The sequence below is a fragment of the Streptomyces sp. NPDC021356 genome (genome assembly GCF_040641015.1).
In the GTDB taxonomy this organism is placed as follows: Bacteria; Actinomycetota; Actinomycetes; order Streptomycetales; family Streptomycetaceae; genus Streptomyces.
In genome coordinates, this window is the sequence record NZ_JBFACU010000025.1 from 1 (window position 1) to 20,487 (window position 20,487).

A 20,487-nucleotide genomic window follows, 5' to 3' on the forward strand; every position below is an offset into this window, starting at 1 on the left:
TCAGCTTGCCCTTCGCGTGCTGAGCCGCGGTCGCCTTCTCACTCGGCCCCGCCACCGCCTGCGCACGGATCCCGTGCAACTCGGCGACGCGGCCGCGCGCGTCCGCCGGCTCGCCGGTCGGCTCACCCGTCGTCTCTTCCAAAACGGTCATGTAGCGACCTTACGAAGGACACCAAGGAAAGCGAGCCGTCGACTCCGTACAGTCTCCGGCCCGTTTTCCTGGTACCCCTGAACAGAACCTGGGCGCCGTGCAGCCTTTCCGACTGCTCAGAGGGGATCGGCGTTGTAGAGGTCACACAAACTCAGGGGGCGAGAGCCACCTCACATTCGTGGGTGGCACATGCCTTCCCCGGAGTGACACGCAGACCCAGATGGGCGCCTCGCCGGATCACCTCGACCGTGTCGTCGTGGCGCAGCACGCGGCGCACCGGACGGTCCCGGGTGTCCCAGCCGATCTCCAGCGGCTCGCCGGTGCGGGGCGGCTCGCTCACGCAGAGCGTAGCGGTCCGGCCCTGGCGCCGGACCAGCACACTGGCGCCGCCCGACGCGGTGAGCGGTCCCACGGTACCGGCCCGCCAGAAGTTGGCGGCGAGCAGGCCGAGGGACGGCACGGCGACGCCCTGGCGGCCGGCGTCGTTGGCGAGGACCGTCATCCAGTGCCGGTCGGCGGCGCGCGCGGCGACGGCCCGGCGGGAGGCGCCGGGCAGGAGGACGTACACGCAGGAGGCGTCGGCAGGGTCGGTGCCGTGGTCGAACCAGAGGGTCTGCCAGCGCCGGGTGCGCCGCTCGGGCGAGCTGGTGGTGTTGATGTCCGACCAGGCACCCGTGCGGTCCTCGCGCAGCACGTTCAGCTCCCGGCCGCCGGGGCCGTGGCCGTGACCGGAACCGGTGCCGGTGCCGGGGAGCACCCAGCCGCCGTGCCCCTCCAGGTGGGCCCAGCCGTCGCCGCGTACGAAGGCCTGGGTGCCGCCCTCCCCCAGGTTGCGGTTGTCGACGACGGTCTCGACGGGCACGCCGTCGGCGCAGGTGATCCCGGCGGTCAGGCAGACGACGGCGTCGTCGGCGCAGAACCAGGACTTGCGCGCTTCCAGGGTGGAGCCGAGCCCCTTGACGTGCTGTCCGACGGCCGCGTACGTGCCGTCCGTGGTGCCGCCGACCCACCGCACATCCGGGCGGGAAGCGCCCCACTCGCCGCCCGCGCGGTCGGCCAGGCGCCTGGTGGAGACGGTGGTGCCGGGCAGCCGGTACCAGTCGACGGTCGGCCAGAACCAGTCGGTGTACTGGTCGGTGGGTTCGCCCGCCGCCCACCACAGGAGCATGCCGGCGCCCGTGTGCCAGCCGCGCGGGTTCTCACCGTTGCCGCATTCGTAGTACGTGATGCGGTCGCTGGCCATGGAGACGTTCGCGGTGAAGCGGGGGCGGCGGTGGACGGCGCGGTCCATGGCCGGGAACAGGTGGTGGCCCGGCACTTCGGGCGCGGCGGCCACGGGCGAGTCCGCGACCGCGTGCAGCCGGGCGAGGTCGGCGACGTCGAGCTGGGGGGCGGTCAGGGCGGGGGTGACGGTGTCCCGTTCGATCCAGCCCTTCACGCGCGCGTGCCAGCGTTCGCGCTCGGCCGGGCTCGCGCCGTCGGCGAGCAGCGCGATGGCGGCGATCAGCCCCTGGCCGTGGAAGTGGTCGCCGCGCAGGACGTGCCGGTCGTCGCCGGCGAGGTAACCGCGGCTGATCGCACGGCCGTTGACGCTGTCCATCACGAGTCCGTCGTGGATCAGCGGCGCGTAGGCGCGCTCGACGCTGTCGAGGATGTTCTGCCTCTTCGGGTCGGTGACCTCCCAGGGCGATCCGGCCAGCAGCGCGAAGAGCCGGCCGAGTCCGTCGAGCATGACCTGGCCGTACGTGCCCGAGTACGCGACGTCGGTGTGCTGGACGAACGACCCGTCGGCGTAGAGCCCGTCGCCGGCGGTGACGTAGGGGAAGACGGGCGAGAGGGCGTCGCGGGCCAGGGCGGTCTTCTCCGGGGACCGGCCGAGGATGCCGCGCAGGGCGACGCTGCGGCACAGGTCGACGCGGTTGGCGCCGGTGGAGGTGCCGGAGTAGTCGTGCAGCATGGCGTCCGGGACGAAGTGGTCGACGGCCGCGCAGGCCGCGGCGACCCGGGCGGCGCCGAGGTGGTCGTGGAGGGCGGCCGTGATGTCCATGAGCAGGCGCGGGCTGCCGATCTGCCACTCCCACCAGTTGCCGTAGCGGGTGGTGGCGGGGTTGTACACGGTGGCGGAGAGGTGGTCCAGGCCGCGCAGCACGTCCGCGAGGAGGGCGGGGTCGCCGGTGGAGCCGGTGCCGGGCTGGACGTGGGCCTGGGCCATCGTCCACAGCCTGCTGTAGGCGGCCGTGATGCCGGAGGGCGGGTCGAAGGGGAGGCCGGGCCAGAGGGAGGTGGGGGCGGGGGCCATGGTGGCCTGGAAACCGCGGGCGAGCCGGCCGGTCTCGGCGAGCCGGGAGGCGTAGGGCTCGGCGGCGGGATCGTAGCCGGTGCCGAGGGCGATGGTGAGCCAGCGGGTGCGGAGGGTGTCGTAGGGGTCGTCGTCCGGCGCCGCGGACGCGCCCGGTGTGCTGAGTGCCGTGGCGGGGGCGGTGCCGGCGGTCGCGAGGAGGGCCGCGGTGAGGAGGAGCGTGCGGCGGGTGGGTCGTACGAAGGCTCTGGGGGCGGGGGTCCCTTGCTGGTGCTTCGTCATAGGGCCTGGTTAGTCGCGGGCGGGGAGTCCGTCAACGGTGCCTGGTCCCGCGGGCGGTGGCGGTGCGGTACGCCGCTGCCGTCCGCGGGACCGGGCTCTGTCTGCCGGTTCAGCAGCCGCCGCAGTTGTAGTAGAGGACGTCCCAGTGATTGCCCTCGTCGGCGTAGATGTTGCCGGAGCCGGACTTGTACTGCGGGGCGCCGTCGCCGCGCAGGCCGATGTAGGTGAACGTGTTCTTGATGTACGACGTGACGCAGGTGTTCTTTCCGTAGTCCAGCTTGTAGCCGTTCCAGTGCGAGTAGGTGCCCGAGGCGTGGCCGGTCTCGGTGCCGCCCGTGATGTTGAGCGCGCAGCGGCTGGCGCTCTTGAGGGTCTGGGCGCCTTGTGCGGTGGGCAGGTTGAGCTGGTCGAAGGACGTGCAGGTGGAGTTGTTGCGGTCGGAGCAGTTGCCGGAGGAGGACCAGGTGATGCCCGACTGGCGGAACATCCCGGTCGCGGTGGCATGGCTGATCTTGGTGACGGCGAAGGCGTCGGTCGCGGTGCCGAGGACGGCGACGCCGGGGGCGACGACGAGGGCGAGCGCGGTGAGGGCGGCTCGGGCCTTGGTGACCTTTGTGGCGTTGCCCTTCTTCATGACCTTCATGGGGACCCCTTCCTGCGGTTGGCCGGGCTTCCTGTGGGGCGGCTGTGCAGGTGGTGCAGACAGATGGTGCCCGAGGTCTACGCGCGTCCGCCAGAGGGCGGTAGCGGTCACTGTGAGTGAGCCCGAAAACGCGACGCGAATGATGTTGAAAGTTGAACGGAATGGGTCTACTGTCGTCTCCGTTGGTTCTAGTTGAACATTCAACGTCCTCGGTGTTCCCCCTTGACGCCGAGCGGACACCGTCCCCAAGGAGCACGCCATGAGCATCTTCGGCCGCAAGAACGAGACCGACACCACCACCGCCTCCGTCCCGGCCCCCGCCGCAGCGCCCGAGACGGCCGCGCTGACCGGCGACTACACGATCGACCCGGCCCACACCACGCTCGGGTTCGTCGCACGGCACGCCATGGTCACCAACGTCAAGGGCACGTTCACGGACTTCACCGGCACCCTGCACCTGGACGGCGGCGACCCGTCGAAGTCCACGGCCACGCTCGACATCACGATGGAGAGCATCGACACGGGCAACGCGGACCGCGACGGGCACCTGAAGAGCGCCGACTTCTTCCGGACCGACGAGTTCCCGGCGATGACCTTCCGCTCCACCGCGGCCGAGGCCCTGGGCGGCGACGACTACCGCATCACCGGCGACCTCTCCATCCTCGGCGTCACCAAGCCGCTCAGCATCGACCTGGAGTTCAACGGCGCCGCCAAGGACCCCTTCGGCAACGAGCGCGTCGGCTTCGAGGGCAAGGCCGAGATCCTGCGCTCCGAGTGGGGCCTGACCTGGAACGCGGCACTGGAGACGGGCGGCGTCCTGATCTCCGACAAGATCAAGCTGAACTTCGACATCTCGGCGATCCGGCAGGGCTGAACGGAAGCTGAGCGCTCCTCGGGGAACCTTCTCGCGGAGAACTGACGGGAACTTCCTGGCGGGGAACTGTTATTCGGTTCCCCTCCCCCGGTCTCCCAGGCATCGGACATCATCGACCGACGCCGAGGGACAGGGAACTTCTCGTATGAGCACACAGCACACGGTGGATCCGGCCGCCCTGGTGGCCCTGGTGACCGCCGCCCGCGAGGGCGATCCGGCGGCCCAGGACGCCCTGGTCGGCGCGTACCTGCCGCTGGTCTACAACATCGTGGGCCGTGCGCTGAACGGTTCCGTGGACGTCGACGACGTCGTGCAGGACACCATGCTGCGCGCCCTGGACGGGCTGGACGGGCTGCGCGACCCCGCGAGCTTCCGCTCCTGGCTGGTGGCGATCGCGATGAACCGGGTCCGCGCGCACTGGCAGGACCGGCAGGCCGCCCCGCACTCCGTGGAGGACGCGGGCGAGGTCGCCGACCCGGGCGGCGACTTCGTGGACCTGACCATGGTCCGCCTGCAACTGTCCGGCCAGCGGCAGGAGACCGCACGGGCCACCCGCTGGCTGGAGCCCGACGACCGGGCACTGCTGTCGCTGTGGTGGCTGGAGTGCGCCGGGGAGCTGACCCGCGCGGAGGTCGCCGAGGCGCTGAGGCTGTCGCCGCAGCACACTGCGGTCCGCGTCCAGCGGATGAAGGCGCAACTGGAGGCCGCCCGGGTGGTCGTACGGGCGCTCGACTCCCGGCCGCGCTGCGCGGAGCTGAACGGCGTCCTGGCCGCGGGCTGGGACGGCCACCCCTCCGCGCTGTGGCGCAAGCGCATAGCCCGGCACGCGCGCGCGTGCGTGCACTGCGCGGGCCTGTGGAGCGGCCTGATGCCGGCGGAGGGGCTGCTGGCCGGGCTCGCACTCGTCCCGGTGCCGGTCGCCCTGCTGTCGCGCATACGCCCCGCCTTCGACGGCACGCCCGCGGGCTCCGCGTCCGCGCTCGGACCGGCAGCGACCTCCGCCCCCGCCCGGTCCGGCGGCCGGGCCGCCGCACGTGACGCGGCCCGCCGCCGCCGTCGCGTCCGGCGGCGGGCGGCGGGTGTGGCGGCCGTGGCCGCCTGTGTGGCGGGCGCCGGCCTCTGGTACTTCGGCGGCGGCCCGGGCACTGGCCCGGACGAGGGCGATACGGCGGCACGGACACCGGTCACGCCCGTCACGGACCTCGCCGCGCCCGCGACCCGCCCCGCCGGTTCCCCCACCGCGACCCCCTCGGCGTCCCCCTCCCCCTCCGCATCGGCGTCACCGCCGAAGAGCCCGAGCCCGTCCAAAAGCCCCCGTACGCACCGGAGTACGCCCCCGCCCGCGCCGAAGCAGCCGCCCCGGCCGACCCGTACCGCACCCGCCACGCATCCGGCGCCGCCCGTTCCGGCGGGCACCGTGGCGCAGGTCGTCGCACTGGTCAACAAGGAGCGTGCGAAGGCCGGTTGCGGCCCCCTCGCCGAGGTCCCGCAGCTCGACGCCGCCGCCCAGGGCCACTCCGACGACATGGCCGCGCGCGGCTTCTTCGACCACACCAACCCGGACGGCAAGGACCCTGGCGACCGCATCACCGCCGCCGGTTACCGCTGGTCCACCTACGGCGAGAACATAGCCAGGGGGCAGCAGACCCCCGCCTCCGTGATGGACTCCTGGATGCACAGCCCCGGCCACCGCGCCAACATCCTCAACTGCTCCTTCAAGGACATCGGCGTGGGCGTCCACAAGGGCTCCGGCGGACCGTGGTGGACACAGGACTTCGGGGCGAGGATGTAGGCGGTCAGGCAGGGCACCCCCGGCATCCGAACTCTGCCCACACGATCTTGCCGGGCGACCGCTCCTCCACGCCCCACTTGTCGGCGAGCGCGGCGACCAGCAGCAGCCCCCTGCCGTGCTCCGACTCCGCCGACGCCTCCGGCTCCCGCACCTCACCGCCCCCGCTGTCGTGCACCTCGACCCGCAGGACGCTGCCCGCGTGCAGCATCAGGAGCACGGCGAAACCGCGTCCGGGCGGTACGCCGTGCAGCAGCGCGTTGGTGGCCAGCTCGCTCACGCACAGCAGTACGTCGTCGCCGCGTGCGGTCAGCGCCCAGTCGGCCAGCGCGGCACGCACGAACTCGCGTGCGAGCCGCACCGACCTGCGGTCCTTCCGGAAGAACGCCGCACGCGTCAAAGGGGGTTGGGCTTCCACGTTCATGAGACGAGTGTCACTGTGTGTGACTACAGTGGACCAACGAGTGAGGTCGTACCGCTCATTGCTACGACGCCACTCGGGCCACTTCGCACGTGTACGGGGGAAAGGACCGGCCATGCACTCGGGGAAGAAGAGCAGGAAAGTCGGGACCTGGCAGGCCGTCGGTTCACTGGTCGCCCACTACCGCAGGCGGGCCCGGATGACCCAGGAGCAGTTCGCCGAGGCCGCCAGCGTCCATGTCGACACCGTCGGATCGATCGAGCAGGGCCGGTTGGCACTCCAGCCGGACCGGGCGGAACAGTTCGACGAACTGCTCGACACGGGCGGGGCGTTGGCGGTGCTGGTGGCACGCCTGCCGGTACGGGACCGGATCGTGCAGTTCGCTCAGGGGCTGGTGGATCACGAGCAGGAGGCGGTGAGCATCTACTCGTACCAGAGCCTTGCGGTGCCGGGTCTGCTCCAGACCAGGGACTACTGCCGAGCCGTTTTCGATTACCGCTATCCGGCACTGGGGAGCGAGGCGGCCGAACAGTGGGTGGACACCCGCATGGACCGGCAGTTGATCTGGCAACGCGAACGGCCGCCCGTTGGCCATTTCGTGCTGGAGGAGAGCATCCTGCGGCGGCAAGTGGGCGGCTCCGAAGTGATGCGCGAGCAGATCCGCCAGATCCTGGCTTACACCGATCCGACCAACATGAGCTTCCAGATCATGCCCGAGGACCGGACCCCGCACGCCTGCCTCGACGGTCCGCTGGTGTTGCTGGAGACCCCCGAGCACGAGCGTCTCGTCTACTTGGAGGTACAGCGCGCCAGCTTCCTAATCGACGACCCCGAAGAGGTCTGCGACTACCACCACAAATATGCGATGCTGCGGTCACAGTCGCTCTCACCCGACGAGAGCGTGCGCCTCTTGAACGGACTGCTAGGAGCGTCATGACGACCGCGTGGTTCAAGTCCAGCTACAGCGGCAGCGAGGGTGGTGACTGCCTCGAAGTCTCCTACGACTGGCGCAAGTCCAGCTACAGCGGCAGCGAGGGCGGTAACTGCGTAGAGGTCGCCACTCACACCGCCGCCGTCCACATCCGTGACTCCAAGGCCGCCCCCGTCGGCCCCGTCCTCACCGTCTCCCCGGCGACCTGGGCCGCCTTCGTCGGCCGTACCCGCGAGGCGTAGGTCAGAACCCGCCCCCGAAGTCCCCGCCCCCTCCTCCGCCACCCCCGCCGAAGTCCCCGCCGCCGCCGAAGTCGCCCCCGTCGCCGAAGCCGCCGCCGAAGTCGCCGGGGTCGAAGTCGGCGCCCGAGACGTCGCCGCCGTCGTAACCGCCGAAGCCCGGGTCGGCGTAGCCGTAGTCGGCGGCGTAGGCCGGGGTGGACATCATGCTGCCCAGGACGGTGCCGACGAGGAGGCCGGGGAGGATGCCGCCGCCGAAGTAGCCGCCTGCCCAGGGGCCGTAGGCGGGGCCCGCGTCCCAGTAGGGGCGGCGGCCCTGGGCGGTGTCGACCTCGCGGATCACCGGGTCGCGGCCGTCGGCCAGCCGGGTGGCGTCGGCGGCGCAGACCGGGACCCGGCGCGCTGCTCCGCCCGGCGGGGTCCAGTCGGCGTCGGTGACCGAGGGGCCGTGGCGGGGGTCGAAGAAGCAGGGCGGGCGGCGCTCGGGCAGCGGGCGGCCCTCGCGGCGGGCGGCGAGCTGGGCGAGGGAGAAGCGTCCGTCCTCCAGGGCCTGGGTGACCGCGCGGACGTCCTCGGGCCGCCGGGCCGCGGCCATGGACTGCTTGGCCTGTTCATAGGCGTCCAGCGCGCGTTCGTAGTCGGCGCGCATGGCGTCGTCGGCGCCGGGCTCGGCCGGGTGGAAGTCCAGGCGGTCGAGTTCCTCGCCGAAGGCGGTGATGTCCTCGTCGACGACGACCCGCAGCTTCTCCAGCGCGGCCCGCTGCTCCGTCTCCCGGCGGCGGGCGGAGCGCCGCACCAGGGTGTACGCGCCGATGCCGCCCGCAACCAGGACCGCCGCCGCGGTGATCAGCGCGGTGCTGGACATGCCGGTGGCGCGGCCCGAGGTGCCCCAGGTGGAGGGGGCCGAGCCGCGCATGTTCGCCAGGGCGCGGTCGGTGAAGTCCTTGAGCTGGGTGGCGGCGCTCTCGCCCTGGACGCTGGTGACCAGGTTCTGCACGGCGGTGCGCGGCAGCGCCGCGGCGTCGGCGCGGGCGTCGAAGCGGTCGCCGAGGCGGACGGCGTAGGCGCCGGTGATGCCGGTGGCCGTGCGCAGGTCGGTGAAGAGGTTCTGGGTGGGGTAGCCGGCCGGGAGGACGGTGATGAAGAGGGGCTTGTCCGCGTTCTTGATCGTGCGGGCGAGCGCGTCGGCGTCGGCGGCCGGGAGCTGGGCGGTGGCGGCCGGGTCGACGTAGACGGGGCTCTTGCGCAGGGCCTGCGCGATCGTCGAGATACTGGTCGCCGCCTCGGCACGCGGGACGCCGGTCACCAGGAGGGACAGGGCGACCAGGACGGCCACGGTCAGCGCTGCCAGCAGTCTGACAGGGGCCAGGGGCGGGGCGACGGCCTTCATGGTTCGAAGCTACCCGAAATGTGACAATCAGGTTGTCTCGTCCCGTACTGTCCTGTCTCGTCCTGTCCGACGCCCGATCGGGAGCCCGGCATGAGCACACCGCGCGATCTGCTGTACGTCACCCTGGACGTGCCCGGTGACCGTCCCGTCGAGCAGGGCGATCTGTCGCTGGCCCTCGCCGGGGCCGAACTGGTCGACCTGCTCGCGGGCGGGGCCGCCTTCCTGGACGGTGACCGGATCCGGCCCGGCCTGCGCACGGTCACGGACGACCGGCTCCTGGACGCGGCGGGGGCCGCGCTCGTCGGTGAGGCGCCGTACGAGAGCGTCGAGGACTGGCTGTGGCGCCGAGGAGACGGCCTGGCGGCGTCCTACGGCGCCGCACTGGACGCGGAGGAGCATCCCGGCGGGAGCCGGCACCGGTGGCGGCCCGGACGGCCGGCTGCCGGTGCGGCGGGCGGCGCCCCTTCGGCCGCCCGGCAGGCGGCGGCCGGTCGGTGGACCGCCCGTGAACCCGTCCTCGTCGCGCTGGCCGCCGCCCTCGGCATCGAGCCGGAGGCGGCGGGCGCGGAGCCGCCCGCCGAGCCCGACGACGACGCGGTGGTCACCGTGGTGGCCGCCGTCGCCGACGCGGTGACCGAGCTGGAGGCCGTACGGCAGCGGCGGCGCGTCGAGGACGCGGCCTTCGACAACATCTGGCGCTCGCCGTGACCGCGCGGGCCCGGACTTACGCCGCCGGGTCCACGCCGGCCCGCAGCAGGCCGTACGTGTACGCGTCCTCCAGGGCCTGCCAGGACGCGGCGATGACGTTCTCGGCGACGCCGACCGTGGACCACTCGCCCTTGCCGTCCGAGGTGGAGATGAGGACCCGGGTGGTGGAGGAGGTGCCGTGCCTGCCCTCCAGGATGCGGACCTTGTAGTCGACCAGTTCGAGGGAGCCCAGCTGGGGGTAGATCTTCTCCAGGGCGACGCGCAGCGCACGGTCGAGGGCGTTGACCGGGCCGTTGCCCTCGGCGGTGGCGACGATGCGCTCCTTCTTGGCCCACAGCTTGACCGTGGCCTCGTTGGCGTGGGTGCCGTCGGGGCGGTCCTCCACGATGGCCCGCCAGGACTCCACGTCGAAGTACTTCAGCGGGCGGCCCTCGACCTCCCCGCGCAGCAGGAGTTCGAAGCTCGCGTCGGCGGCTTCGTAGGTGTAGCCCTTGAGTTCGCGCTCCTTGACGCGCTCGACGACCCGGCCGACCAGCTCGCGGTCGCCGCCGAGGTCGATGCCGAGCTCCTTGCCCTTCAGCTCGATGGAGGCGCGCCCGGCCATGTCGGAGACCAGCATGCGCATGGTGTTGCCGACCTGCTCGGGGTCGATGTGCTGGTACAGGTCGGGGTCGACCTTGATGGCGGAGGCGTGCAGGCCGGCCTTGTGGGCGAAGGCGGAGAGGCCGACGTAGGGCTGGTGGGTGGAGGGGGTGAGGTTGACGACCTCGGCGATGGCGTGGGAGATGCGGGTCATCTCGCGCAGCCGGCCCTCGGGGAGCACCTGCTTGCCGTACTTGAGTTCCAGGGCGGCGACGACGGGGAAGAGGTTGGCGTTGCCGACGCGTTCGCCGTAGCCGTTGGCCGTGCACTGCACGTGGGTGGCGCCGGCGTCGACGGCGGCCAGGGTGTTGGCGACGGCGCAGCCGGTGTCGTCCTGGGCGTGGATGCCGAGCCGGGCGCCGGTGTCGGCGAGGACGGTGGCGACGACCGCGTGGACCTGGGCGGGGAGCATGCCGCCGTTGGTGTCGCACAGGACGACGACGTCCGCGCCGGCCTCGGACGCGGCCCGGACGACCGCCTTGGCGTACTCGGGGTTGGCGCGGTACCCGTCGAAGAAGTGCTCGCAGTCGACGAAGACGCGGCGGCCCTTCGAGCGCAGGTGGGAGACGGTGTCGCGGACCATCTCCAGGTTCTCCTCCAGGGTGGTGCGCAGCGCCAGCTCCACGTGCCGGTCGTGGGACTTGGCGACCAGGGTGATCACGTCGGCGCCCGAGTCCAGGAGCGCCTTGACCTGGGGGTCGTCCGCGGCCCTGGCGCCGGCCCTGCGGGTGGCGCCGAAGGCGACCAGCCGGGCGTTGCGGAAGTCGATCTCGTCCCGGGCGCGGGCGAAGAACTCGGTGTCCCGCGGGTTGGCGCCGGGCCAGCCGCCTTCGATGAACCCCACACCGAAGTCGTCCAGGTGGCGGGCGATGGCCAGCTTGTCGGCGACGGTGAGGTTGATGCCCTCCCGCTGGGCGCCGTCGCGCAGGGTGGTGTCGAAGACGTGGAACGAATCGTCCAGCCGGCTGGTTTCGGACATGTCTCAAGGCTCCTGATGTGGGATCTCGGTCGTACCGGAATGACCGGCTCCACCGTCCCCCCAATCCTCCCGCGCGCCCCGTCCCCGGCTGAAGGTGGGCCGGGAAAACGAAAGACCCCTCGCGGGTGCGAGAGGTCTGCGCGCGGGTCGAGGACGACGGTGGCCGCCCGTACCTGGTCGTACGTGACGGTCACTGCGGACCGGCGCGCCTGCTGCCAATAATCATGGCGAACGAGAGCACGGGAGCAGTCTGGCACAGTCCTGCCCCCGTACTCACCGATGTCTCAGGATGCGGGCGTCAGCGTGGACGCCTCGGCGTTCTTCACCCGGGTCAGGTCCAGGTCGCGGGTCTCCCGCATGCTGATGTACACCACCAGGGACACGGCCGCGCACGCCGCCACGTACCAGAAGAACCCGGACTCGGCCCCGGCGTTCTTGAACCACAGGGCGACGTATTCCGCCGTCCCGCCGAACAGGGCGTTGGCGAGGGCGTACGGCAGGGCCACGCCGAGCGCGCGCACGCCCGTGGGGAACAGCTCGGCCTTCACACAGGCGTTGATCGAGGTGTAGCCGGTGACCACGACCAGCGCGAGCAGGGAGAGGCCGAGCGCCGGCCAGTAGCTGCCCGCGTGCTGGAGCAGCGTCATGATCGGCACGGTCAGGAAGGTCGAGCCGACCGCGAAGGTGATCAGCAGCGGGCGGCGGCCGATGCGGTCGGAGAGCCGGCCCGCCAGCGGCTGGAGGCAGGCGAAGACGATCAGCGCGGTGAAGGAGACCAGGGTCGCGGTCCGCTTGGGCAGGCCCGCGGAGTTGGACAGGTACTTGGTGAGGTAGGTGGTGTACGTGTAGTACGCCACCGTGCCGCCCATGGTCAGGGCCATCACCAGCAGCGCCTCCCGCTTGTGCCGCCACAGGGCGCGCAGCGTGCCGCGCTCCTCACCGCTGTCGTCGGCCTCGTACACGTCGGTCTCCAGCATGCTGCGCCGCAGGTAGAAGATGACGGCGGCGCCGAGCGCGCCCACCACGAACGGGATGCGCCAGCCGTAGCTGTGCAGCGCGTCGTCGGACATGGTGCGCTGGAGCAGGATCTGCAGGCCGAGGCCGACGATCTGGCCGGCGGTCATCGACACGTACTGGAAGCTGGAGGCGAACCCGCGCCGGCGCGGATCGGACGCCTCGGTGAGGTAGGTGGCGCTCGCCGCGTACTCGCCGCCGACCGACAGCCCCTGGAGGAGCCGGGCGAGGAGCAGCACCAGCGCGCCCCCGTACCCGGCCACCCCGTAGGTGGGCGCGACGGCGATGAGGACGGCGGAGGCGGACATCAGGGTGACGGTCAGGGTCAGCGCCGCCTTGCGGCCCCGGCGGTCGCCGACGCGACCGAGCAGCCAGCCGCCCACCGGCCGCATGAAGAAACCGACCGCGAAGATGCCCGCGGTGTTCATCATCTGGGCGGTCGGGTTCCCGTGCGGGAAGAACGCCCCGGCGAAGTAGGTGGCGAAGCTGGCGTAGACGAACCAGTCGTACCACTCCACCATGTTGCCGGCCGAACCGATCCAGATCTTCTTCCAGTGCTCTCGTCCCATGAGCCCTCATTGCCCCGCCGGGACGCGGCCGACGCATGGGCCGGTACACGGCCGGCCCAACGGGCGGGAGCGGGGGAAGCGGTGGAAGCGGTGGAAGCAGTGGAAGCGGCCTACCGGTTCAGGGACTCGTCCAGGAAGTCCCGTACGTGGCCGAGCACCCGCTCCCGGTCGGTGCCGCGCAGGCCGATCGCCACGTGGATGGCGAAGCCGTCGAGGAGGGCGCGCAGCCGGGTGGCGAAGCGGTCGGCGTCGACGGGCCGGAACTCGCCGCGCGAGACGCCCTCGGCGACGAGGGCGGCCAGGTCGCGGTGCCAGGCTCCCTCGATGGCCGCCTGCCGCTCGCGGCCGTCCTCGTCGGCGGTCAGCGAGCGGTTCCAGACCTCCAGCCACAGCGTCCAGTGGGGGTCGCGGTGGCCGTCGGGCACGTACAGGCCGACGTAGGCGTCCAGGCGCTCGCGGGCGGAGACGCCGCGGGCCAGCAGCCGGCCGCGTTCGGCGCCGAGCCGGCTCTCGCTCCACTCCAGGGTGCGCAGCAGCAACTCGTCCTTGGAGCCGAAGTAGTAGAGCAGATGGCCGCTGCTCATGCCGACCTCGCGGCCGAGCGCCGCCATGGTGAGTTTCTCCAGACCGCGCTCGGCGATCATCTCCATGGCGGCGGCGAGGACCTCCTCGCGGGGCGGCGCGTTCCTGCGCGCCCGTGCCGCATCGGCCATCTGCTGCTCCTGTACGTGTCAGACCTTCGGCTGCTGCTGGGTGATGCAGTGGATACCGCCCCCGCCCGCGAAGATCGTACGCGCGTCCACCAGGGTCACCGTCCGCTCGGGGAAGAGACGGCGGAAGATGCCGGCGGCGATCTCGTCGCGCGGGTCGTCGAAGCCGCACAGGACGACGCCGTCGTTGCAGAGGTAGTGGTTGATGTAGGAGTAGTCGGCCCAGTGGCCGTCGGCCTCCAGGACGGTGGGCGCGGGCACCTCCACGACCTCCAGGGGGCGGCCGTGCGCGTCGGTGGACGACTTGAGGATGCCGATGACCTCCCGGGTGACCTCGTGGTCCGGGTGGGCGGGGTCGGGCTGGTGGTGGGCGACGACGACGCCGGGGCGGGCGAAGGCGGCGACGATGTCGACGTGGCCGAGGGTGCCGTAGCCGTGGGGAGGGTAGTCGCCGGTGAGGCCGCGCGGCAGCCAGATCGCCTTACGGGTGCCGAGGTGGGCGTGGATCTCGGCCTCGACCTCCTCCCTCGACCAGTGCGGGTTGCGCTCGGGGCCGAGCTGGACGGTCTCGGTCAGCAGGACGGTGCCCTCGCCGTCGACGTGGATCGCGCCGCCCTCGTTCACCAGCTTCGAGGCGTACGTCTTCGCGCCCGCGAGGTCCGCGACGAACGCGCCGATCTTCGCGTCGTGCTCCCAGCGGGCCCAGTCCTGGGCGCCCCAGCCGTTGAACGTCCAGTCGGCGGCGGCGAGCCGGCCGTTGCCGTCGGTGAGGAAGGTGGGGCCGATGTCGCGCATCCAGGCGTCGTCGAGGTCCCGCTCGACGGTGTCGACGCCGTCGCCGAGGAGGGCGCGGGCGTCGGCCGACCGGCCGGGACCGCAGACCACGGTGACCGGTTCGAAGCGGCGGACCGCGCGGGCGACCGCCGCCCAGGCGGCACGGGAGGCGGCGAGGTCGTCGGGGGTGTCGAAGGTCGGGTTGGCGCCCGGCCAGGCCATCCAGGTGCGCTCGTGCGGCGCCCACTCGGCGGGCATGCGGAAGCCGTCGGCGGCGGGGGTGGTCATGAGTGAGGGGTCCTTAGAGGAAGTACAGGCGGTTGAGGGAGACGGAGTCGGCGGGCTCGGAGCGCAGCGGGTCGCCGTCGAGGGTGACCAGGCCGGTGCGCTGGTCGACGTCGACCGCTCCGGTGCGGGAGTTGAGCCGCAGGTCGGCGGGGCCGATGCCGCGGGTGCCGCGGACGGCGACGCGGCGCCTGCGGGTGGGCATCGTGTCGTTGCCCTGTTCGAGTGCGGCCCGGGCGACGAACGCCACGGAGATGTCTGCGGGGGTGGCGCCGTGCGCGCCGAACTGCGGTCCCAGGACGAGGGGTTCGCAGGTGTCGGTCGCGGCGTTCGGGTCGCCGGTCACGCCGTAGGCCGGGAAGCCGGACTTGAGGACGAGCTGCGGTTTGGCGCCGAAGTACTCCGGGCGCCACAGCACGATGTCGGCCAGCTTGCCCGCCTCGATCGAGCCGACCTCGTGCGAGAGTCCGTGCGCGATGGCGGGGTTGACGGTCAGCTTGGCGATGTAGCGCAGCACGCGGGCGTTGTCGTCGTCGGGGCCGTCGCCGTCGGCCGGGCCCAGCTCGGCCTTCATCTTCCCGGCCATCGCGAAGGTGCGGCGCACGGTCTCGCCCGCGCGGCCCATGCCCTGCGCGTCGGAGGAGGTGATGCCGATCGCGCCCAGGTCGTGCAGCACGTCCTCGGCGCCCATCGTGCCGGCGCGGATGCGGTCGCGGGCCATGGCGGCGTCACCGGGCAGGTCGGTCTTCAGGTCATGGACGGAGACGATCATGCCGTAGTGCTCGGCGACCGCGTCCCGGCCGAAGGGCAGGGTGGGGTTGGTGGAGGAACCGATGACGTTGGGGACGCCGGCCATCTTCAGGACGTTGGGGACGTGTCCGCCGCCGCAGCCCTCGATGTGGAAGGCGTGGATGGTGCGGCCCTCCAGGACACGGAGGGTGTCCTCGACCGACAGGCACTCGTTCAGGCCGTCGCTGTGCAGGGCGACCTGGACGTCGTGCTCCTCGGCGACACGCAGGGCGGTGTCCAGGGCGCGGGTGTGGGCGCCCATGTCCTCGTGCACCTTGAAACCGCAGGCGCCGCCCTCGGCCAGCGCCTCGATGAGCGGGGCGTCGTGCGAGGACGAGCCCCGGCCCAGGAAGCCGATGTTGACCGGCCAGGCGTCGAAGGCGTCGAACGCGTGCTTGAGCGCCCACGGCGAGTTGACCCCGACGCCCCACACCGGGCCGAACTCCTGGCCGATGATCGTGGTCACACCGGAGGCGAGCGAGGCCTCCATGATGCGCGGCGACAGCAGGTGGACGTGGGTGTCGACGGCACCGGCGGTGGCGATCAGGCCCTCGCCGGACACGATGGTCGTGCCGGTGCCGACGACGACGTCGACGCCGTCGAGGGTGTCGGGGTTCCCGGCCCGTCCGACGGCGCTGATCCGGCCCTCGCGGATGCCGATGGACACCTTGCGGATGCCCTGGGCCGCGTCGATGACGACGACGTTGCTGATGACGACGTCGCAGGTCTCGCGGACGGCGGCGGCCTTGAGGTGCAGGCCGTCGCGGGCGGTCTTGCCGAAACCGGCGAGGAACTCGTCGCCGTACTTCTGCGCGTCGGACTCGACGCGCACGACGAGACCGGAGTCGCCGAGGCGGATGCGGTCGCCCGCGCGGGGGCCGTGGGTGGCGGCGTAGGCGTGCGGGTCGACGTGGATCGCCCGGCTCACCTCGCGTCCCTTGGAGCGGCTCATCGGACGTCTCCTTCCGGTGTGATGCCCAGATAGCCGCAGGCGGCGGCCCGGCGCAGGGCCTCCTCCTTGGCGCCGGGCGCGTCCAGGGGACCGTCGACCAGTCCGGCGAAGCCGATCGCGACCCGCGCGCCGCCGATCGGTACGAGGCCGACCTCGGCGCTCTCGCCCGGCCCGAACCGCACCGACGACCCGGCGGGCACGGCGAGCCGCATGCCGTAGGCGGCGGCGCGGTCGAAGTCCAGGCGCGGGTTGGCCTCGAAGAAGTGGAAGTGGGAGGTGACGGAGACGGGCACGGCGGCGGTGTTGGTGACCGGCAGGCACACGGCCGGTTCCGGGTCCTCGTGCCGGGGGCCCGGCAGCAGCGCGCCCGGCGCCGCCTCGCCCTGACTTCCGCCGGCGATCGGGTCGGTGACGATCGCGAGCCGTGAGCCGTCGTCGAAGACGGCCTCCACGTGGACCTCGGTGACCACGTCGGCGACGCCCGGCAGGACGTCGTCCGGTCCGAGCACCGTACGGGCGCGCTCGATCGCCTCGGCGAGGCGGGCGCCGTCGCGGGCGGCCTCGCACACCGTGTCGGCGATCAGGGCGGTGGCCTCCGGCACGTTCAGCCGCAGCCCGCGGGCCCGGCGGGCGCGGGCCAGCTCGGCGGCCGTGAAGAGCAGCAGCCGGTCACGTTCGGTGGGAGTCAGTCTCACGCCTCGGCACCTCCTTGCCTCTCGCACTTTAGAGCAACACTCTAAACGCGAAATTCACAGAAACGAAAGGTTGACTGCACCACACCGGTCCCGTCACATTGAACGTCGCTCTAACCTGCTTCCCTCTGACCCTCCCCCAACCCGCACCCCCCGCAGGCGGTAGTCGAAGGAGACCCGGCCATGCCGATCGAACAGCGCGGTGTCGACACCATCCCGGATCAGGAACGCACCAGCGGCCCGCGCGATCTGGTGTCGATCCTGCTCGGATCCAATCTGTGCCTCGGCGTGATCATCTTCGGCTGGCTGCCGCCCTCGTTCGGGCTCGGCTGGTGGGCGTCGGTCAGCGCGGTGGCCGCCGGGACGGCGGTGGGCACGCTGTTCACCGCCCCGCTGGCGCTGGTCTCGCTGCGCACCGCCACCAACCTGTCCACCTCCTCCGGCGCCCAGTTCGGCGTGCGCGGACGGCTGGTCGGCTCGGTGGTCGGACTGCTGCTCGCCCTCGGCTACACCGCGCTGACCGTGTGGATCGGCGGGGACGTGATGGTGAGCGTCCTGCACCGGCTGTTCGGCCTCACGGCCGGCTCCGTGTCGTACGCCGTCGTCTACACACTGCTCGCCGCGGCCACCGTCGCGGGCGCGGTCTACGGCTACCGGGTGCTGCTCACCATGTCCCGCGTGCTGTCGGTCGGCATGACGGCACTGCTGGTCCTCGGCGTGTTCGCCTACGCCCCGCACTTCACCACCGCCGCGCTGCCGGAGGCCGGCGGCTATCTGCTGGGCGGATTCTGGCCGACCTGGTTCCTCGCCGCCGTGGCCGCCGGGCTGTCCGGCCCGATCGCCTTCATCACCCTGCTCGGCGACTACACCCGCTACATCTCCCCGCGCCACCACTCCCCCCGCCGGGTGCTGCACGCCACCTGGCTCGGACTGGTCCTCGGCCTGCTGGTCCCGCAGCTCTTCGGCACCTTCACGGCGTACGGTGCCCGGGCCGCCCTGGACTACGCCGGACCGCTGGTGGACGCCTCGCCCACCTGGTACCTGGTCCCGCTGCTGCTCGCCGCCTCCGCCGGATCGGTGGGCAACGCGGGGCTGATGCTGTACTCGATGGGCCTGGACCTGGACGCGATCCTGCCGCGCGCCTCCCGCGCCCGCGCCACCTTCACGGTCGCCGTCATCGCCACGGTCTGCGTCTTCATCGGCCACTACGCCTGGAACGCGCAGTCGGCGATGACCTCCTTCGTGCTGCTGCTCACCGCGATCGGCACCCCGTGGGCGGTCATCACTCTGATCGGCTTCGTCCGCTGCCGCGGGGTCTACGACGCCGACGCCCTCCAGGTCTTCAACCGCCGCTCGCACGGCGGCGTCTACTGGTACCGGGCCGGCTGGAACGTCAAGGCAACCGCGTCCTGGGCCGTGGGCGCCGGAGTCGGCCTGCTCGCGGTCTCGCTGCCCTCCTACCAGGGGCCGCTGCTGCACCTGACCGGCGGGGTGGACTGCAGCTTCCTGCTGTCGGGCGCGGCGGGCGGCGTGGTGTACCTGCTGCTGACGGCGGCCGGCCGGGAGGACACCGGGGCCGCCGCGGACGACAAGTCCACGGCGGCCCTGGTCACGAGCGGGGAGCGCTAGTAGTGCTTGGTGTGCTGTGGCCGGAAAGGTTTGCCGGGAAGCTCGCGGCGTCCGGTGCTGGGGGTGCCTCCCACGCCCTTCAGGCAGTGGGGGAGCATCGCGAGGCGGAGCATCACCCGCGTACTGGATGTACTCGGGTGATGCGACAACGCGGCTGGGGGTCCCCCCTGCTCGAAGAGCTTGGGGGAGCCGTGCCGGGCGTCGCGAGCCGGTGAACCTTTCCGGTCGCAGCGCTAAGGTCCTTCGGCTCAGCCGAGCCGGTGCATCCAGCCGTGCTTGTCCTCGGTGACGCCCCGCTGGATGTCGAGCAGGGCCCGGCGCAGCCGCATGGTGACCTCGCCGGGCTCGCCGCCCGACTGCTGCCACTGGGCGTTCGCACGCTTGACCGTGCCGACGGGGGTGATCACGGCGGCCGTGCCGCAGGCGAAGACCTCGGTCAGCGTGCCGTTCTCGGAGTCGCGCTGCCACTGGTCGACGGAGACCCGGGCCTCCTCGGCCTCGTAGCCGAGGTCACGGGCGACGGTGAGGAGCGAGTCGCGCGTGACGCCCTCCAGGATCGAGCCGCTGAGGACGGGTGTGACGATCTTGTCCCCGTACACGAAGTACAGGTTCATGCCGCCCAGCTCCTCGACCCACTTGTGCTCCACGGCGTCGAGGTAGCAGACCTGGTCGCAGCCCTCCGCGGCGGCCTCGGCCTGGGCGAGCAGGGAGGCGGCGTAGTTGCCGCCGGTCTTGGCGTCGCCCATGCCGCCGGGGACGGCCCGGACCCGGTCCTCGGAGGCCCAGATGGAGACGGGCTTCACGCCGCCGGGGAAGTACGCCCCGGCCGGGGAGGCGATCACGATGAACAGGTACTCGTTGGCGGGCTTGACGCCCAGGCCCACCTCGGTGGCGATCATGAACGGCCGCAGGTAGAGGGACTCCTCGCCGCCGTGCGCCGGCACCCACTCCTTGTCCTGCTGGACCAGGACGTCACAGGCCTCGATGAAGGTCTCGACCGGCAGCTCGGGCATGGCCAGCCGGCGTGAGGAGGCCTGGAAGCGCTGGGCGTTCTTCTCGGGGCGGAAGGTGGCGACCGAGCCGTCGGGCTGGCGGTAGGCCTTCAGGCCCTCGAAGATCTCCTGGGCGTAGTGCAGGACGGTCGTGGCCGGGTCCAGGGGGATCGGCGCGTACGGAACGAGCTGACCGTCGTGCCAGCCCCGGCCCTCGGTCCACCGGATCGTCACCATGTGGTCGGTGAAGTGGCGGCCGAACCCGGGGTTGGCCAGGAGCGCCTCGCGCTCGGCTGCGGAGAGCGGGTTGGCCGAGGGCTTGAGCTCGATCGTGGGCGTCGTCATGAGTGAGTGTCCTTCACCGAGTTGTTGTGACGGGCCGCGCTCACGCCCGCACGGCCCGTGGCCGGTGCTAGGACGACCGAGCATTCCCTCATGTCGCGGCTCCGCGTTCGATTATCGCGCGCGGGCTGCGGCGTCAGGAAACGGGGTGGAGGCGGCAGGGTCCTTCTGGTGGATCTCCGCGGGAGAAGGAGCTCGGCGTTCGGTGCGTGCTCTCGGCGTGCCGCGTGGGAGCCCTCGTAGCGGGGCTACTCGGGCTCTCGCGCGGTGCGGCGAGAGGGCGTGCCGGGCGTCGCGACGCCGCGGAGACCCATCAGAAGGGCCCCAGGATCCGATGGTGGCACCCGGCGGCGGACAGGGGGAAGCCGCCGGGTGCCCGGTGTGCGACCCG

At 72.0% G+C, this 20,487-nt stretch carries 17 protein-coding genes; 6 read left to right on the forward strand and 11 right to left on the reverse strand.

Annotation, left to right across the window (positions count from 1 at the left end):
* Positions 1-302 precede the first annotated feature (302 nt).
* Entirely contained in the window at positions 303-2,732 is a 2,430-nt protein-coding gene (locus tag AB0G56_RS28800) for a polysaccharide lyase 8 family protein (RefSeq protein WP_360974556.1), read from the reverse strand.
* A gap of 109 nt (positions 2,733-2,841) precedes the next feature.
* On the reverse strand, positions 2,842-3,366 hold the full coding sequence (locus AB0G56_RS28805; protein WP_360974844.1) for a hypothetical protein: 525 nt from the start codon (positions 3,364-3,366) through the stop codon (positions 2,842-2,844).
* 268 nt (positions 3,367-3,634) lie between these two features.
* Here AB0G56_RS28805 and AB0G56_RS28810 point away from each other — a divergent pair, with 268 nt between their 5' ends.
* Together AB0G56_RS28810 and AB0G56_RS28815 are read left to right on the forward strand one after the other, a co-directional pair.
* Positions 3,635-4,249 carry a YceI family protein gene (locus AB0G56_RS28810; protein ID WP_360974559.1) on the forward strand — a complete coding sequence of 205 codons (615 nt, stop codon included), beginning with the start codon at positions 3,635-3,637 and terminating at the stop codon, positions 4,247-4,249.
* Positions 4,250-4,394: 145 nt separating this feature from the next.
* Positions 4,395-6,041: a sigma-70 family RNA polymerase sigma factor gene (locus AB0G56_RS28815; RefSeq protein ID WP_360974562.1), complete on the forward strand. Its 1,647-nt coding sequence runs from the start codon at positions 4,395-4,397 to the stop codon at positions 6,039-6,041.
* Between the two features lie 4 nt (positions 6,042-6,045).
* Here AB0G56_RS28815 and AB0G56_RS28820 read toward each other — a convergent pair whose 3' ends face one another.
* Positions 6,046-6,462: an ATP-binding protein gene (locus AB0G56_RS28820; RefSeq protein ID WP_360974565.1), complete on the reverse strand. Its 417-nt coding sequence runs from the start codon at positions 6,460-6,462 to the stop codon at positions 6,046-6,048.
* A 112-nt stretch (positions 6,463-6,574) separates the two neighbouring features.
* Here AB0G56_RS28820 and AB0G56_RS28825 point away from each other — a divergent pair, with 112 nt between their 5' ends.
* Together AB0G56_RS28825 and AB0G56_RS28830 are read left to right on the forward strand one after the other, a co-directional pair.
* Positions 6,575-7,396 (forward strand): helix-turn-helix transcriptional regulator, encoded by an 822-nt coding sequence (locus tag AB0G56_RS28825; RefSeq protein WP_360974568.1) that lies wholly within the window; start codon positions 6,575-6,577, stop codon positions 7,394-7,396.
* Entirely contained in the window at positions 7,393-7,632 is a 240-nt protein-coding gene (locus AB0G56_RS28830; protein WP_360974571.1) for a DUF397 domain-containing protein, read from the forward strand. The genes AB0G56_RS28825 and AB0G56_RS28830 overlap by 4 nt, the downstream gene beginning before the upstream one ends.
* A 1-nt stretch (position 7,633) precedes the next feature.
* Here AB0G56_RS28830 and AB0G56_RS28835 read toward each other — a convergent pair whose 3' ends face one another.
* On the reverse strand, positions 7,634-9,019 hold the full coding sequence (locus tag AB0G56_RS28835; RefSeq protein ID WP_360974574.1) for a hypothetical protein: 1,386 nt from the start codon (positions 9,017-9,019) through the stop codon (positions 7,634-7,636).
* Positions 9,020-9,109: 90 nt separating this feature from the next.
* Between AB0G56_RS28835 and AB0G56_RS28840 the strand changes: the two genes are divergently transcribed.
* Complete coding sequence (locus tag AB0G56_RS28840) at positions 9,110-9,727, forward strand: GPP34 family phosphoprotein (RefSeq protein WP_360974577.1); 618 nt, start codon at positions 9,110-9,112, stop codon at positions 9,725-9,727.
* A gap of 16 nt (positions 9,728-9,743) precedes the next feature.
* On the opposite strand, the gene cimA is transcribed toward AB0G56_RS28840, so the two are convergent.
* From cimA to ureA, 6 genes are all read right to left on the reverse strand, one after another.
* Complete coding sequence (gene cimA / locus AB0G56_RS28845) at positions 9,744-11,348, reverse strand: citramalate synthase (protein WP_360974580.1); 1,605 nt, start codon at positions 11,346-11,348, stop codon at positions 9,744-9,746.
* A 284-nt stretch (positions 11,349-11,632) separates the two neighbouring features.
* Positions 11,633-12,931 carry an MFS transporter gene (locus tag AB0G56_RS28850; protein ID WP_360974583.1) on the reverse strand — a complete coding sequence of 433 codons (1,299 nt, stop codon included), beginning with the start codon at positions 12,929-12,931 and terminating at the stop codon, positions 11,633-11,635.
* A 110-nt stretch (positions 12,932-13,041) separates the two neighbouring features.
* Complete coding sequence (locus tag AB0G56_RS28855) at positions 13,042-13,644, reverse strand: TetR/AcrR family transcriptional regulator (protein ID WP_360974586.1); 603 nt, start codon at positions 13,642-13,644, stop codon at positions 13,042-13,044.
* An 18-nt stretch (positions 13,645-13,662) separates the two neighbouring features.
* Positions 13,663-14,703 carry an agmatine deiminase family protein gene (locus AB0G56_RS28860; RefSeq protein WP_360974589.1) on the reverse strand — a complete coding sequence of 347 codons (1,041 nt, stop codon included), beginning with the start codon at positions 14,701-14,703 and terminating at the stop codon, positions 13,663-13,665.
* Between the two features lie 13 nt (positions 14,704-14,716).
* Complete coding sequence (locus AB0G56_RS28865; RefSeq protein ID WP_360974592.1) at positions 14,717-16,441, reverse strand: urease subunit alpha; 1,725 nt, start codon at positions 16,439-16,441, stop codon at positions 14,717-14,719.
* The gene (gene ureA / locus AB0G56_RS28870; RefSeq protein WP_360974595.1) at positions 16,438-17,136 is read right to left on the reverse strand and encodes an urease subunit gamma; all 699 of its coding nucleotides are present in this window, start codon (positions 17,134-17,136) and stop codon (positions 16,438-16,440) included. The genes AB0G56_RS28865 and ureA overlap by 4 nt, the downstream gene beginning before the upstream one ends.
* A gap of 180 nt (positions 17,137-17,316) precedes the next feature.
* On the opposite strand from ureA, the gene AB0G56_RS28875 reads away from it, so the two are divergent.
* Positions 17,317-18,762: a cytosine permease gene (locus AB0G56_RS28875; protein WP_360974598.1), complete on the forward strand. Its 1,446-nt coding sequence runs from the start codon at positions 17,317-17,319 to the stop codon at positions 18,760-18,762.
* A 248-nt stretch (positions 18,763-19,010) separates the two neighbouring features.
* Here AB0G56_RS28875 and AB0G56_RS28880 read toward each other — a convergent pair whose 3' ends face one another.
* Positions 19,011-20,099 (reverse strand): branched-chain amino acid aminotransferase, encoded by a 1,089-nt coding sequence (locus AB0G56_RS28880; RefSeq protein ID WP_360974601.1) that lies wholly within the window; start codon positions 20,097-20,099, stop codon positions 19,011-19,013.
* Positions 20,100-20,487: the final 388 nt, after the last annotated feature.